A 15,555-nucleotide genomic window follows, 5' to 3' on the forward strand; every position below is an offset into this window, starting at 1 on the left:
CGTTTGGGGTGACTGGCCGGTCAAACAAGCGTTTGGCTTGCTAATTGCTCATTCCAAGCCATTCTTGGCTCTGCCGGTAGTGGTCAACACGCCGAAACCTGCGAGCCAGAGTGCCTGGGGCTGCAAATCACACTTTCGAGGGATCAAGCAGAAGTACCCGCTGGCTATAGTCCGCACCATCCATAACAAAAAGCACATGGAGTAGCGTCGATGACAAAAACAAAACAAACCTGGCGCCTGGCAAAACTGCCACTGGCCGTCAGCCTCGCATCCACCCTCGCCGCCCCTGCATTCGGCGTTACTTTCAATATCGGTGAGATCGAAGGTCAGTTCGACTCTTCGATGTCGATTGGCTCAAGCTGGTCGGTGCGTGGTGCTGATCCAGATTTGATCGGCTCGAACAACGGCGGTGACGGTCTGTCGCAGACTACTGACGACTCACGTCAGAACTTCAAGCGTGGCGAGACCTTCTCCAAAATTTTCAAAGGGCTTCATGATCTTGAGCTGAAGTACGGCGATACAGGCGTGTTTATTCGCGGCAAGTACTGGTATGACTTTGAGCTGAAAGATGAAAGCCGTCTGTTCAAGGATATAAGCGACAGCAACCGTAAAGAGGGTGCCCAGGCTTCCGGTGCGCAGATCCTTGATGCATTTGTTTATCACAACTATGCAATCGCCGATCAGCCAGGCTCCGTGCGTTTGGGTAAGCAAGTGGTCAGCTGGGGTGAAAGTACTTTTATCCAGAACAGTATCAACTCGATCAACCCGGTAGATGTCTCCGCATTTCGTCGTCCGGGTGCTGAAATCAAGGAAGGTCTGATTCCGGTAAACATGTTCTATGTGTCGCAGAGTCTTACCGAAAACCTCTCAATGGAAGCTTTCTACCAGCTTGAGTGGGATCAGACAGTAGTTGATAACTGCGGCACCTTCTTTGCTCAGCCTGATATTATTGCTGATGGTTGCGCAAATAACCTGGCAGTCTTGAGTAATAACCCTGCTGCGCTAGCTGGTATTAACAACACAGTTACAGCTCTTGGTCGTCCCGATCTAAGGGTTCAACAGACAACTGAAGGTGTTGTTGTTAAACGCAGTGGCGATCGTGATGCCCGGGACAGCGGTCAGTTCGGTACGGCATTTCGGTATTTCTCGCCCGCTCTGGATACAGAGTTTGGTGCGTACTTCATGAACTATCACAGCCGTACGCCGGTATTTAGTGCTGCAGGCCCTAGTGCCGATGTATACGCCATAGCTAATAGTGCGCCATTTGCTACGAACCCGGCTCTTCAGCCACTTCGTCCTCTGCTAATTGCGGGTAACTCTAACTATTTCCTTGAGTATCCCGAAGACATACAGCTCTATGGACTAAGTTTCTCGACGACACTGCCTAGCGGTACTGCTATGGCGGGTGAAATCAGCTACCGTCCTAATGCTCCGGTTTTGTTTAATACCACAGATATCCTGTTTGCTGGTGTTAACCCTCTTGGCGGTTTGTTTGGTAATGCCTCATTGATTGATGGTCAGCCAGGTCAAGAAGTTAACGGTTACAATCGCAAAGAGATCACTCAGTTCCAAACAACCTTTACACATTTCTTTGATCAAGTAATGGGCGCTAGCCGTCTTACTTTGGTCGGCGAAGTTGGTATCGTTCATGTGGGTGGGCTGGAGAGAACTAGCGAAATTCGCTATGGCCGCGATCCGGTTTACGGTCCAGGTCCTCTGCCAGCAACCGGTGCACTGAATACATGCAGCACGCTGAACGCCAGCACGCTGGGCACCGCAAGTCGTGAGAACCAGTCCAAGTACTGTGAAGACGATGGCTTTGTGACTTCAACCGCGTGGGGCTATCGCGCTCGTGCTATTTGGGATTATCCCGATGTCTTCGCCGGTGTGAACCTGAAGCCAAGTGTTTCCTGGTCGCATGACGTCAATGGTTACGGTCCGAATGGCCTGTTCACCGAAGGCGCCAAGGCTGTCAGTTTGGGCCTGGATGCCGACTACCAGAATACCTACACCGCCAGCCTGGCCTACACCGATTTCTTCGGCGGCAAATACAACACTGCAATTGATCGCGACTTCGTTGCGCTCAGCTTTGGCGTGAACTTCTAAGTAAGCGGACGAGATTTTGAGGACGACTATGACTATGAAAACAACAAAAAGTCTGCTGCAAACCGGTGCGCTGACACTTTCGCTGCTGGCCAGCGGTGTGATGGCTGCCGTCTCGCCAGATGAGGCCGCGAAACTGGGTACTACGCTGACTCCGATTGGTGCGGAAATGGCGGGTAATGCGGATGGCTCGATCCCTGCCTGGACGGGCGGTCTGCCAGCCAGTGCTGGTACTGCCGATGGTGCGGGTTTCCTTTCGGACCCGTTCCCGAATGAGCAGCCGCTGTTCACTATTACCGCGCAAAACGTGGATCAGTACAAAGACAAGCTGACCCCAGGCCAGCTGGCGATGTTCAAGCGTTACCCGGAAAGCTACAAAATGCCGGTGTTCGCAACCCATCGTACTGCCAACCTGCCCGCTAATATTCTGGCCGCAGCCAAAAACAACGCGGTGAATACCAAGCTGGTCGAAGGCGGTAACGGTTTGGAGAACTTCGATCAGGCCAACCCGTTCCCGATTCCGAAGGACGGTCTGGAAGCCATCTGGAACCACATCACCCGCTACCGTGGTGGCAGTGTGAAGCGTCTGGTGACCCAGGCAACGCCGCAGCCGAATGGTTCCTACAGCCTGGTTTACTTCCAGGATGAGTTCACCTTCCGTGGCGCCCTGAAAGATGCAGACAACAGCAAGCCGAGCAACGTGCTGTTCTATTTCAAACAGCGCGTAACCGCGCCGTCGCGTCTGGCGGGTAACGTGTTGTTGGTGCACGAGACCCTCAACCAGGTGAAGGAACCGCGTCTGGCGTGGTTGTACAACGCCGGTCAGCGTCGTGTGCGTCGTGCGCCGCAGGTGTCCTATGACGGTCCAGGTACTGCCGCTGACGGTCTGCGTACTTCCGACAACTTCGACATGTACAACGGTGCACCTGACCGTTACGAGTGGAAGCTCAACGGTAAGAAGGAAATCTACATTCCTTACAACAGCTACCGTTTGGACTCACCGAAGCTGAAGTATGACCAGATCATCAAGGCTGGCCATATCAATCAGGATCTGACCCGTTATGAGTTGCACCGCGTATGGCATGTGACTGCAACCCTGAAGTCGGGCGAGCGTCATATCTATGCCAAGCGTGACTTCTTCATCGATGAGGACACCTGGCAAGCAGCGGCGATCGATCATTACGACGGTCGCGGTACCCTGTGGCGTGTGGCTGAAGCCCATGCTCAGTACTACTACGACAAGCAAGTGCCGTGGTACAGCATCGAAACCTTGTATGACCTGCTGTCTGGCCGCTACTTGGCTCTGGGCATGAAGAACGAAGAGAAGAGTGCCTACGAGTTCGACTACCCAGCCAAGGAAAGTGATTACACCCCAGCGGCCCTGCGCCAGGCGGGCGTACGCTAAACCTGCGTCATGCTGTATTGAAAACCGGCCCTAGTGGCCGGTTTTTTTATGTGCAGTCATTGATTTCGATTGTCTGGCCGGTGTTGCGATGACCCTTTGCCGACATGCTGTTACAAGCCGTCAGTTTGCCCCGCACACGCCAAGCACTCTGTGGCTGATGGATGAACAATCAGTGTAGTTTGCTACCCGACTGTACCCAGGGCTTCAAATGCGCGAGTCAAGGCGCTAGTCTGCGGGGCATCGGTAGTGCCTCTGCCTGACTACTACAAGAAACCGGCTGATGACTGATTTGTCCCGTATTCCTGGCTTGGTAGCGACCCCCAATGTATTGGGCGGGCACTTCTATCGGCCTCCGTTACCCGCCCACTATGTTCCACGCCCGCGCTTGTGCGAGCGCCTGCTAGGTGGTTTGGCGGGGCGCCTGTTGCTGGTCAGCGCTCCGGCCGGGTTTGGCAAGAGCTCGCTGGCTATCGAGTTTTGCGAACACTTGCCAGAACAGTGGCAAAGCCTGTGGTTGGGGCTGAGCGTGCGCGACAGCGATCCAGGGCGCTTTCTTGAGCGCTTGCTCAGTGGGCTGCAAGAGTTTTTCCCTGGTGTGGGGCAGGAGGCGCTGGGCTTGCTGCGCCTGCGTCAACGGCATCAGCCATTTGCCTTTGAAGAGTGGCTGGACGGTTTGCTTGATGAGCTGGCGGTGTGCCTTGATCCGCAGCAACCGTTGCTACTGGTGCTGGACGATTATCATCTGGCGCAAGGCGCCGTCTTGGATCGTTGCCTGCAGTTTTTTCTCAATCATCTGCCTACCGGACTGCTGATTCTGGTGACCAGTCGTCAACGCCCGGACTGGCACCTGGCGCGTTTGCGCCTGTCGCGCCAGTTACTGGAACTGCATGAACAGGATCTGCGCCTGACCGACGTTGAAAGTACTGCGTTGCTCCGGCTGCAGGGCACCGAGCTGTCGGCCGAAGCGCTGGCCGCCTTGTTGCAACGCAGTGAGGGCTGGGTGGCGGGGTTACGCCTTTGGTCGCTGGCCGTCAGCGAGACGCAGGAGTCGGCGGCGTTGCCAGCGCTGGTGCAGGGCGGTGACGGGCTGATTCACGACTACCTGCTGGAAGAGGTGATCGAACGCCAGCCGGCTGACGTGCAGGCCTTTCTCTATGAAACGGCCAGTCAGGAGCGCTTCTGCGCCGAGCTGTGTGATGCCCTGCGCGATGCCCATGACAGCGCCGCGATTCTCCGCCACCTACAGGCGCATCAGGTGTTTCTGGTGCCGCTGGATGAGCAGGGCAAATGGTTTCGCTATCACCACCTGTTTTCCGATTTGCTGCGTAGCCGGCCGCAGCCCACCTCAGGTCTGCATTTGCGCGCGTGTCGCTGGTTCAGCGCTGAGGGCTTGCTGGATGAAGCCATCGAACAGGCGTTGCGCGCAGGTCAGCCGGACGTGGCAGCGAACCTGGTGCAGAACCTCTCCGAAGAACAGTTGCTGGCCGAGCAGAACGTCGCCACCTTATTGCGCTGGAAGATGGACTTGCCGGACAGCCTGCTGACCAGCACACCACGGCTGATTCTGTTGTACGGCTGGGCGCTGGCGTTGGCCTGTCAGCTGGATGCCGCCGAAGAACTGCTGGCTGAGCTGGGGCGTTTTATGCCCGCCCGCGAGCGCCGCGAGCAGGAAGGTTTGCTGGCCCAGTGGCTGGCCCTGAGTGGGGTGATTGCCCGCGGCCGCGGTGACAGCGGCAAAGCTCAGGCCTATTGCAGTGAAGCGCTGAGCTGTCTGCCGCTGGACCGTTATGGGCAGCGCCTGATGTGCCTGTCCAGTCTGGCCAACCTGGCGATTGTGCACGGTGATCTGTGGCGTGCCCGTGGGCTGAACCGTGAAGCGTTGGAGCTGGCGCAGCGGGTCGGTAACCCGCTGTTCGAAGCCCTGGCCTATTACGACCGTGCGCGGGTGTTGCAAGCCCGTGGCGAGGTGCTCCGCGCACTGGACGAAGTGCGCCAGGGCCAACAGCGTCTGGCCAAGCTGCCGTCCCAGCGGCAGTACGCCGCACGTGGACGGCTGACCCTGTACGAAGGCTATCTGCTGAGCCTGCGTCTGCAGCCGCAGCAGGCCCGTCAGCGCTTGCTGGCCGGAATTGCCGAAGCGCGTGGTTGTCGTGATATCAGTGTGTTGATCGGGTACTGCGTGCTGGCCAGCCTGGAAGGGCGCTGCGGCAACCTGCCAGAAGCGTTTGCCCAGTTGGCCGAGGCCGAGCGGCTGATGCATATCTGGGATATTCCGCCGATCTACTACCTGGCGATGATCACCCTGAGCAAATGCGAGCTGTGGCTGTGTCAGGGTCAGACTGAGCTGGCGGGTGTCTGGCTGAGTCGCTTGTTGGATGCCTATGGCGGTGAGCAGGCCGCTGCCGCGCCAGAGTTCCATCCACAACTGCCATTGCATGTTCAGCTGCACCTGGCCACATACGAGCGTTTGCAGGGCGAGGATGAACAGGCCGAGCGGCGTTTGCGCGGGCTGAGCCAGCTGGCGCAGAACGCCGGTGGTCAGCTGCTGGGGGCGCTTGCGCAGATGCAACTGACGGATCTGCTGCGTGATGCCGGGCGCGAACGCGAGGCGCAGCAGCAGTTGCACAGTGCCCTGCAAACGGCGGCCGGTGGAGGCTTGCTGCCTTTCCAGGGGCTGCTGACGCGACAACCCGAATGGCTACGTGAGCAGTTGCTGACCCAGCACGCCAGCCCGCTGATCGAAGCCCTGCAACAGCATCTGCCGCAGGCGCTGGTCAGTCAGGATGATTATGCCGCTGTGGTCGATGCCCTTAGTTCGCGGGAGTTGGCCGTGCTGCAATTGATCGCCCAGGGCTGCTCCAACCAGGAGATCAGCGACAGCCTGTTTATCTCCCTGCACACGGTCAAGACCCACGCCCGCCACATCAACAGCAAACTCGGTGTGGAGCGGCGCACTCAGGCCGTGGCGCGGGCCAAGAGCCTCGGCCTACTGCGCTGATTCCGCCGGAACTGATAGATCAAGGCTGCGCGTTGGCGCTTTGCGTGGTTGCGCCGCGGCGGCGGCCAGTTTGGCCTGCACATCCTGCTGGATACTCAGCAGCACTGGCTGCAGTTCGCGCATGTTTTGCTGCACTTCTGCATAAGCATGCTGCTGCGCCAGTTGTTCGACACGCTGCAGCAAGGTTTCACGCACCTCCCCGCTCAAATGAATAAACAGTTCGGGCAGTTGCTTGCTCAGTTCGGCGCTGTAGAGCACCAGCTCTTCACGGCCAAACTGTTTGGTCAGGCCCAGGTAATCCAGGGCGCTGGAGGTGAGCATGGCTGCTGCCGCCTTGGTTTCATGCAGGCCTTGCAGGCGCACCGGGTTGCTTTGCTCGGTTTGCGAGAGGGTCATCCAGAATTCGGTGGTCAGGGTAAACAGCACCGCCTGCTGGCGCAGTGAATAACTCATCACACCCAGCGCTTCGGCGGCATAAGGCTGCTGCACCGCGCGAAAATCAAAATACAGGCGCATCAGCTCCTTGAGGCGGAACAGCGCTTCGCGGGCTTCGTTCTGCCGCAGCTCCAGCGGGGCGTAGATGTTCAGCTGCGGGCGGAAGTTCTCTTCGCTGACCATGCGCTGGTAGATCGGTCCGGTGAACTCGCCGCTGCGGCGGGGCAGGGCGTTGAGCTGCGTGCTGTCGACCTTGTTCAGGGCCTCCAGCAGCTGCTGGTAGTCGGCGCTGTTCCAGGGTTTATGGATGTCGGGAATCTTCTGCCCGAGGTAGAACAGCTCGCTGGCCTGCACGGGCGCGAGCAGAACCAGCAAAAGGATGGCCAGCGATAAGGTACGGCGTGATGGTAGCGTGTGCGACACAAGAACAATCCTGCGGAGTAGGCGTGGCCCAGCGTAACCAGCTTGGCGGCTCGCGTCACCCGCGCCTTGGTTGGGAAGTGTGCGATGCAGCAGGCGTTGGCAGAACTGGGTGCCGTTCGCGCGGTATTTGAAGACCTCGGCGGTTACGGCGCGGTGGCCCAGCAGCAGGAGCAGGATGGCGACGGGCCGCTGATCGGTCATCTGCAACGCACCAATATTCAGCTGGCGGCGATTCCGGTTTTCGCCCGCAAGGGGCTGGCGGACACCACGGTGAACGACCTGCTGGCGGCGGCCAACGTGTCGCGACGCACCTTCTACAAGTACTTCGAGAACAAGATGCAGGTGCTCGAAGGCATCTATCAGACGGCGGTGTCCCTGCTGCTGTCGCGCTTCAGTGAAATGCAGAGCATCGCCGGCAGCCCGCAGGCCTGGCTGCAGGGTATGGTCGGGCGCTACTTCGACTATCACCTGGCGGTCGGGCCGATTATCCGTCTGATGCAGGAAGAAGCCCTGCGCGCCGATTCCCCGCTGGCCGCACACCGCCAGCGTGCGCATACCGAGATGGCGCGGTTGCTGGCCGAACGTCTGCACGGTGCCACCCAGGCGGCTGACCCGCTGACCTACCGCGCGCTGATCTGGGCCATGGAGGCGGCATCGCTGGAGCTACTGGGCCGCGCCGCCAAACGCGAGGAGATCGAACAGGCCAAGCGTGTGCTCAGTGAGCTGCTGATTGCCTCGCTGTGTCCCGCGCCCCGCTCAACCTAGGTTGGTACGCAAAGTCGTCGAGCGAAGGTCAGGCGAGGCAAAAACGGTGAGGAAGCGGAGTTTACGAGTTGTAAATGAGCATTCCGAAGCGGTTTTTAACGAAGCACCACCGAGCGCAGGCACTTGTCGTACCTAACCTAGGTTAGGCGTCAGCCCAGGGTGTACATGCTCTGATAGACCAGATGCATCTTTCCCATAACAACAATCTAGAGGTGCCTGCATGTCTGCTTCCAGTCTCCCGCTGACGCCACCGCTGGCGGCCGGTTTTGCCCGTCTGGGCTTCGGCGCCCTGCCGCTGGAGCGCCTCAAGGCGCGCTATGGCAATGCCGCCAATGGCTCGCGCTACATCGAACTCGATGGCTTCAACCTGCATTACCGCGATGAGGGCAGTCGCGACAAGCCCGTGTTGGTATTGATCCACGGCGTGGTGGCCTCGCTGCACACCTGGGATGACTGGCTGCCAGCCTTTACCGCTGAATACCGGGTGATCCGTTTCGATGTGCCGGGCTTCGGCCTCACCGGCCCGGCCCGCGATGGCGTGTATTCCGCCGAGCGGATGATCAAGGTATTCGGTCTGCTGCTCGACTACTTGGGCGTGAGCAAGGCGTCGATTGTCGGCAACTCCCTGGGCGGTTATATCGCCTGGAACTTCGCCCTGGCGCAGCCGCAGCGAGTGGAGAAGCTGGTGCTGATCGATCCGGCCGGTTATCACATGCACAAAGTGCCATGGATGATTGCTGCTGCTGCCTTACCCGGTGCCACCGTGGCCATGCCACTGTGGATGCCGCGCGCGTTGATCGCCCAGGGCATCAAGGAAGTGTACGGCGAGCCGGCACGGATCAAGCCGGGTGTGGTGGATCGCTACAACGACCTGACACGGCGACCCGGCAACCGCCGGGCGATGATGGATATCTTCCGCGTGCTGCTCAAGGTCAATAAAGACGAACTGCACACCACGCCGACACGGGTGGCGCAGATTCAGGCGCCGACGCTGCTGCTGTGGGGCGAGCGTGACCGCTGGATTTCGCCCAAGCACGTGCCGCTGTGGCAGCGTGACCTGCCGGGCATTCAGGTGAAAACCTACCCGGGCGTTGGGCATATTCCGATGGAAGAAATCCCGCAGCAAAGCGCCGCCGACACCCTGCGTTTTCTACAGGCTTAACGTCGCCGCTAAAGCGCCTCCCACAATGTTCTGTCGATGAGTGTGTGGGAGGGGCTTTAGCCGCGACGTAACCCGGATGCAATCCGGGCTACAAGAGGTGCATAAAAAAGGGAGCCGGCGGGCTCCCTTGTTCGTTGCGTGAACAGCCGCGTTAAGCCGCCTGGCTTTGTACGGGCAGATCAAACTCCGTACGGGTCTGGTAGAGCAACTCCAGGTTGTTGTGCTCCCAGGGGTGGAACTTAGGCTTGAAGAAGTCGCGGTAGGTGCTGAGCAGCGGGCGGAACACGCCTTCCTTGCCCCACATCCACTGAATGCCGTCGCGCCACACGCGCCAGTTCCACAGCAGGCCGTCCTGTTTGAGCATATGCGCCAGGCCGCGAGTGGTATCGAGGACAAAGAAGAAGGTGCCCATGATCATCGCCCGACGCAGCAGTTTGCGGCTGCCGCAGACCTGGTTATACACGTCGAAAGCCACCGCCTTGTGCTCGGTTTCTTCCAGTGCGTGCCAGCGCCACAGGCGTTCCATCACCGGATGCGCCCCCTGCATGTGGCGCGGGTCCTTGAGCAGGCCGTCAGCCATGATCGCGGTGATGTGTTCCAGCGCGGCAGTTGCTGCCAGTTGACGCTGCGGCGAAAACTTCTTCTGGGTAAAGCGGATGCGTGCGCGGGCGCGCTTTTCAATACGGGTAATGTCGTAACCGAGGTCGCGCAGGCGATTGCTGTACTCAAGGTGCTCGCGGCTGTGGTGGCCTTCCTGGCCGATAAAACCACGGATCTGTTCTTTCAGCACCGGGTCATCGATCTGGTCACGGAAATGGCGCACCGAATCGATAAAAAAGCGCTCGCCATCGGGGAACAGCACCGACATGGCGTCAAACAAATGGGTCTTGAAGGCATCACCACCGTGCCAATGTCGAGGCAGCGGGTTGGGGAAATCGAAATCCATATGCCGTGGACGAATCTGCAAACCTTCCGGTGTGGTGCTGACCATGCTGACTCCCTGAGTCTGTGACTGACACGTGAACTCACTATGAGTTCGCCGGGCCGCTCGGCAAAGGTTCACAACAGCCAATATTTCGGTCATATATGGCCAATGTTGTACGAATGTACCAGCGCGTGCGGCATGTCCGCGCCCTCGTCGTGCATTCAAGCGCCCGTGCCAGAGCTTTGCGTTGGGAAAATCGGCGCTCGCCAGCCGCCTTGCTATGCATATGCCCAACCTTCGGTTGTGGCGATGCACTGATCAAGCCCTGACTATGCATAAGGCTTTGAGGGGCGCGGTCTACCGCTCACTAAATTCAGCCGACAGCCTTAGCGACACCCTTGTCGGGTTTTGTTGATCAGGGTTATCGTCGCTGCCAGTGGTCATTTCTGGCCAGATAATAAGAACGCTATGAAGCCATCACCGAATTTCTTTGCCGAACTGGTTCCTGTCGCCTATGCCGCCGCCTTGCTCGATCTGGTCGAAGAGCTTGGCGTACCGCGTGCGCAGTTATTCAATGCAGCCCGCGTGCGGCCTGAGGTGCTGGGCAATCCCCAGGGGCGATTGTCCTTTATCGACTTCACCCAACTCACCAGCAGCGCCCTGCGCCTGTGTGATGAGCCGGCGCTGGGGCTGCTGCTTGGCCAGCGCCTGAATGTCTCCACCCATGGCATCCTCGGCTATGCCGTGCTGTCCAGCGCCAACCTGGGCAAGGCCATCCAGTTTGCCCTCAAGTATTACCGAGTACTGGGGCTGACCTATGAACTGGAAATGGTCGAGTTGGGCGCACGCGTCGAGTTGCGCGCCAGCGAATCGATGCCGCTGGGGCCTTTGAGTCGCTTTGCCGCCGAAAGCTTGCTGACCAGCCTCTACACCATTGCGCGTTTTCTCGTGGGCGAGCGCCTGCAAGACGTTGAAGTCGGTTTTGCCCACGCCGCACCGCACTATGCCGAGCGCTATGAACGTTTGTTCGGCGTGCCAGTGGCGTTTGATCAGCTGTATCACCGCCTGAGCATGCCAATTGGCTACCTGGATCGACCGATGGCCCTGGCCAACCCGGCCACGGTGCAAATGTGCGAACAGCAATGTGAAGCGCTGCTGGCCAGCCTGGATGTACAGGACGGCCTGCTGACCCGCGTGCGCCGCCTGTTGTTGGCGCGCCCCGGCGACTTCCCCGACCTGGCCAGCGCCGCCGAAGCCCTGCACACCAGCGGCCGCAGCCTGCGCCGGCACCTCTCCAGCATGGGCACCAGCTACCAGCAAGTGCTCGATGAAGTGCGCAAGAGCCTGGCCCTGCAATACCTCACCACCACCCACCTGCCGCTCTACGAAATTGCCTACCTGCTGGGCTTTAGCGACCCCTCGAATTTCCGCCGTGCGTTCAAAAAATGGACGGGTAAACTGCCCAGCGATTACCGCGCTGAGGAATAGGCGCACGGGCAATGCAACCGCCATGCGACAGGCCACAGTTCAGGGCCTGTCGTAGCCTTTCTCGGGCGTTGCAGATGCGCTGTTTGCTGACCACTGACTTGACCTTGGCGTTGGCCACAGCCAGGCAGCCTTGCCCGTCACCGTTCATGCCGTGTGCGTATTAGGTTTTATCGAACTGCGGCAAGCGCGCTTTCAGCCGCTCTATCGTCCAGCGCCACTTCGGCGTAGTGGGGCGGCAGACGGTGTTCTGGTTGCCGAACAGGCCGACTTCCTTGATCGCCTGTTCAACCGGTACGGTTTGCAGCCATTCCACCGCCACGAAGTATTCGCACAGCGTCGGGTCGTCGCGGTGTTCGGCGTGGTAGGTGCCGCGTGTGGCGGCTTGCAGCACCGGGGTGTCGACGCCGTTGTGCATCACGGTGAAGTCTGCCGCCGCCGTAGCCCGCCCGGTGACGCGGCCGACGCCGACGTAGCCTTGCTGCGGAATGTTGACCCACACCCGGTCGCCGGGGGCGAGCATCTTCAGGCTGTTGCTGTACCAGGTGCCGCCACCGCCGCAGATAAAACCCAAGGCTTGTGCATCCAGCCAGGAGCGTGTCGGGCTGTGGCCAAACGAGCAATAAAACTCACCATTCCACGGCTCACTCGGGCCGTCGCTGCGGGTGTTGCTGGCATTGGCCTGGGTTGCCACCGGGTCGAGCAGCCAGGAACGGCTGATCAGCTGTTGCGTGCCCTGCTGGAACACCTGAAAGCACAGCACGTTGATGGCGATATCGCGCTCGCTGAGGTACGCGACGATGCGCTCGGTGCTGGCATCCAGCCCGGACGCAACGATGATGATCTGGTGGCTCTGGTTGAGCGCCTCTTCATCCAGCGGCAGGCCGAAGTAGGCCTGAAAGTCCGCCGCCAGGTCGGCGTTCTGCCGGTAGCGTTTGTAGATGGCCGCGATGTCTTCGGCTGCCAATGTCTCCACCCAGGAGGCATAGTCCAGCGCCTGCGCCACCACATCACGGGGGGTGCGGTCACGCTTGAGTTCAATCAACACCAGGGAGGCATCCGGGGCGATGGCCAGCAGGTCGATCCGCCCGCCCAGCCCGGTGCTTTCCTGACGGCCGATCAGCATCCACTCCTCCGACAATAGCCGTGGTGCGCTGACGATCATGTCTTCCAGCAACTGCTCGCTGGGCAGGATGCACTCATGCAGCTGGCTGGGTTGGCCAGCGACCGTCCAGATTTGCGTTTTGATGGGCATGGGGGTTGTCCTTAACGTGCTGTAGCCGGCAGCCGCTAGGCCACGGCCTGCTCGACCAGGGTGCTGGCCAGTTGTTCGTTGAGTTGGCGGGCCTGGGTTAGGCGGGTTTTCAGTTGGTCGCAGAGGGCCATCAGTTGATCGACTTTGGCGACGATGCGGTGTTGTTCGGCGAGTGGTGGAATCGCCAAAACGATTGGATAGATTTTTCTGCCTGAGATTACTGGCTGAGCTGTCGCGCTTTCCTGCTCCTTGAGGTTCGTTCCTTTTAGAAGCCAGAAGAGGAATTTTTTATAAATATTTTTCTCTGAAAAACTCACAATTAACGCGTTGTCAGTAACCCATGCATTGGCTGGCGTTAAATGTATCGATCCGCAGTAATAACCAACACGGCCGATAACCAAGGTTTCGTTATCCACGTTCTTTTCATCATGATAGCCAGTAACACCATTGCCCCCATAAACAGGGACTCCCCCGTCTGCTTTCATATTTGCGGATACCAGTCCATCACCTGAGGAAACGGAAATAATCTGCTGAAGTCGCACCCACTCCCAGGCTCCGGGAAGCTTGAAGGCCTTTTCCGAATCATCAATGTCAGGTAGATCCGTTTGCTTTCTCGATCTGCCACCGCTCCCTGAACTCGCCTTCTCTTCGATAATCCGCTTAAGCAATTCAATGGCTGGCTCATCGCTGGGATCTTGGGGCACCAGTTTGCCCATCACGGCCAGTTGAAGGAGGGTTTGTTTGAGAGCATCGATGCTGGGTTCGGTGGTGAACAGGGTATGGAAGTGTTCGGCCAGGCGTTGCCAGTTGGCGGCGAAGTCTTGGCCGAAAATTGCTCCTGCATTTTCGGCATTTCCGCCATCCATGGCGGTCGCGTCGCTGGCTTGGGTCAGGCTGTCGAGCAGCGCGTGCACCAGTTGGGCGTGGGCGCATTCGGCGTCGGCCTGCTGGGCTTCCAGGCGGTCGCACAGGGCCATCAGTTCATCGACTTTGGCGACGATGCGGTGTTGTTCGAGAATCGGAGGAAGAGGAATTGGCAACTCCCTCACTTTATCTGCATTCAAGTTCAAGACCACCGCACCCGCAGCCGCTTGAACAAAGAAACTTCGTACATAGGGCGATGATAGAAGAAGGTACAAATAGTCTTTAACCAGCGAAGCTGGTGGACTAATTCTTAGCCAGCCGTCGTGAATGCAGCCTTCGATTTGCGTGATGTATGGCCGTCCAAAACTCATCGAGTTTGTCAGTAGAAAATCACCTGGATAAACCATGCGAGTTTTGAAAAGACCTTCGCGCCGAATCTTTTCACCTGCAGAAGTGATGTATTTACCACCTTTGTCAGTGTCGCCGATTTTTATCCAATTAAGGCCGTCAGCATCTTCTGTCAGAAAATCCTTAATTGGTCGGGGCGAACCACCTCGTTCGATTAGCGAAATATCACCAAGTTTTATCCATAGCCAGCCGGGTGCTGCCTTGAACGGAGCTGCTGCCTCGCCAATCTCTTGTAGAAATACCTGCTCTTTGGTTTTTCCCTTTGCAACAAGCTGGTTCTTTTCTTCGGCAATCTGCTTTAGCAGCTCACTAGCAGGCTCATCATTGGCGTTCTGCTCAAGCAACTTGCCACGCACCGCTAGCTCCAGAATCAGCTCGCGCAACTTCTTGATGCCATTGGGTGCACCGGCCAGCAGCGGCAGGTTGTCGGTGAGCAGCGCGGTCATACCTCGCGCTCCAGTGCTTCGGTCAGCACCGCTTTAAGCTGGTCGCGCAGATCGCTGATTTCGCCTTGTAGGCTGGCGTAGTTGCGCAGCAGTTCGTCCGGGTCGTGGCTGATCTGTTCGCCGATATGCGGGTTCTTGCAGTCGAGGTTCCAGTTGCGTGCCTGCAGCTCTTCGAGGCTGACCTGCCAGGCGAATTCATTCTCCACCCGCGCGGCAAAGCCATCGGCTTCGTTACCCCACCAGGCGTCCTCGACGGCGAACTCCTCGATGCGCATGGGGCGGGTCTTGGAGTAGTTCTTTACGCCGGCTGGGTACTGGTGCTCGTAGAACCACACCTGCTTGGTCGGTGTGCCTTTGGTGAAGAACAGCAGGTTGGTTTTGATGCCGGTGTAGGGGTTGAACACGCCGTTGGGCAGGCGAACGATGGTGTGCAGGTTGCACTCGGTGAGCAACTTTTCCTTGATGCGGCTTTTGATGCCTTCGCCAAACAGGAAGCCATCGGGCAACACCACGGCGGCGCGGCCGCCGTCTTTGATCAGCTGCATGATCAGCACCAGAAACAGATCGGCGGTTTCGCGGGTGCGGAAGGCGGCGGGGAAGTTGGTTTCGATGCCGTCTTCTTCCATGCCGCCGAACGGTGGGTTGGCGACGATGCAGTGCACGCGCTCGCTCGGGCCCCAGCTGATCAGCGGTTTGCTCAGGGTGTTGTCGTGGCGAATCTGGCTGGGCACTTCGATGCCGTGCAGGATCATGTTGGTGGTGGCCAGCAGGTGCGGCAGCGGCTTTTTCTCCACGCCAAAGATGCTGGCCTGCAGGGTGCGTTCGTCCTCGGCGGTTTTTACATAGCGGCTGCGTTTGTGCTCGATGGCGCAGGTGAGAAA

Annotated in this window: 11 protein-coding genes; 6 read left to right on the forward strand and 5 right to left on the reverse strand. The window is 58.7% G+C overall.

Annotation, left to right across the window (positions count from 1 at the left end; all coding sequences use genetic code 11):
* The first annotated feature begins 210 nt into the window (after positions 1-210).
* From DBR00_RS07180 to DBR00_RS07190, 3 genes are all read left to right on the forward strand, one after another.
* On the forward strand, positions 211-2,106 hold the full coding sequence (locus tag DBR00_RS07180) for a DUF1302 domain-containing protein (RefSeq protein WP_108487041.1): 1,896 nt from the start codon (positions 211-213) through the stop codon (positions 2,104-2,106).
* Positions 2,107-2,140: 34 nt separating this feature from the next.
* The gene (locus DBR00_RS07185) at positions 2,141-3,508 is read left to right on the forward strand and encodes a DUF1329 domain-containing protein (protein WP_108487053.1); all 1,368 of its coding nucleotides are present in this window, start codon (positions 2,141-2,143) and stop codon (positions 3,506-3,508) included.
* Between the two features lie 280 nt (positions 3,509-3,788).
* Positions 3,789-6,506: a LuxR C-terminal-related transcriptional regulator gene (locus tag DBR00_RS07190; protein ID WP_108487040.1), complete on the forward strand. Its 2,718-nt coding sequence runs from the start codon at positions 3,789-3,791 to the stop codon at positions 6,504-6,506.
* Here the strand turns inward: DBR00_RS07190 and DBR00_RS07195 are convergent.
* Positions 6,495-7,364 carry a hypothetical protein gene (locus DBR00_RS07195; protein WP_108487039.1) on the reverse strand — a complete coding sequence of 290 codons (870 nt, stop codon included), beginning with the start codon at positions 7,362-7,364 and terminating at the stop codon, positions 6,495-6,497. The two genes, DBR00_RS07190 and DBR00_RS07195, sit on opposite strands and share 12 nt — an antisense overlap.
* An 84-nt stretch (positions 7,365-7,448) precedes the next feature.
* Between DBR00_RS07195 and DBR00_RS07200 the strand changes: the two genes are divergently transcribed.
* Entirely contained in the window at positions 7,449-8,129 is a 681-nt protein-coding gene (locus DBR00_RS07200; protein ID WP_108487038.1) for a TetR/AcrR family transcriptional regulator, read from the forward strand.
* Positions 8,130-8,349: 220 nt separating this feature from the next.
* Positions 8,350-9,291: an alpha/beta fold hydrolase gene (locus DBR00_RS07205; RefSeq protein WP_108487037.1), complete on the forward strand. Its 942-nt coding sequence runs from the start codon at positions 8,350-8,352 to the stop codon at positions 9,289-9,291.
* Between the two features lie 151 nt (positions 9,292-9,442).
* On the opposite strand, the gene DBR00_RS07210 is transcribed toward DBR00_RS07205, so the two are convergent.
* The gene (locus tag DBR00_RS07210) at positions 9,443-10,282 is read right to left on the reverse strand and encodes a metal-dependent hydrolase (protein WP_108487036.1); all 840 of its coding nucleotides are present in this window, start codon (positions 10,280-10,282) and stop codon (positions 9,443-9,445) included.
* 402 nt (positions 10,283-10,684) lie between these two features.
* Between DBR00_RS07210 and DBR00_RS07215 the strand changes: the two genes are divergently transcribed.
* On the forward strand, positions 10,685-11,704 hold the full coding sequence (locus DBR00_RS07215) for an AraC family transcriptional regulator (RefSeq protein ID WP_108487035.1): 1,020 nt from the start codon (positions 10,685-10,687) through the stop codon (positions 11,702-11,704).
* A 160-nt stretch (positions 11,705-11,864) separates the two neighbouring features.
* Here the strand turns inward: DBR00_RS07215 and DBR00_RS07220 are convergent, their stop codons facing one another.
* The 3 genes from DBR00_RS07220 to DBR00_RS20955 all read right to left on the reverse strand — a co-directional run.
* Positions 11,865-12,956 carry an endonuclease NucS domain-containing protein gene (locus DBR00_RS07220; protein ID WP_108487034.1) on the reverse strand — a complete coding sequence of 364 codons (1,092 nt, stop codon included), beginning with the start codon at positions 12,954-12,956 and terminating at the stop codon, positions 11,865-11,867.
* Between the two features lie 35 nt (positions 12,957-12,991).
* Positions 12,992-14,674: a restriction endonuclease subunit S gene (locus DBR00_RS07225; RefSeq protein ID WP_108487033.1), complete on the reverse strand. Its 1,683-nt coding sequence runs from the start codon at positions 14,672-14,674 to the stop codon at positions 12,992-12,994.
* The coding region (locus DBR00_RS20955) for an N-6 DNA methylase (RefSeq protein ID WP_256582943.1) at positions 14,671-15,555 on the reverse strand (885 nt) is incomplete at its 5' end. The genes DBR00_RS07225 and DBR00_RS20955, both read right to left, overlap by 4 nt.

The sequence above is a fragment of the Pseudomonas sp. HMWF032 genome, assembly GCF_003060885.1.
Lineage (GTDB): Bacteria > Pseudomonadota > Gammaproteobacteria > Pseudomonadales > Pseudomonadaceae > Aquipseudomonas.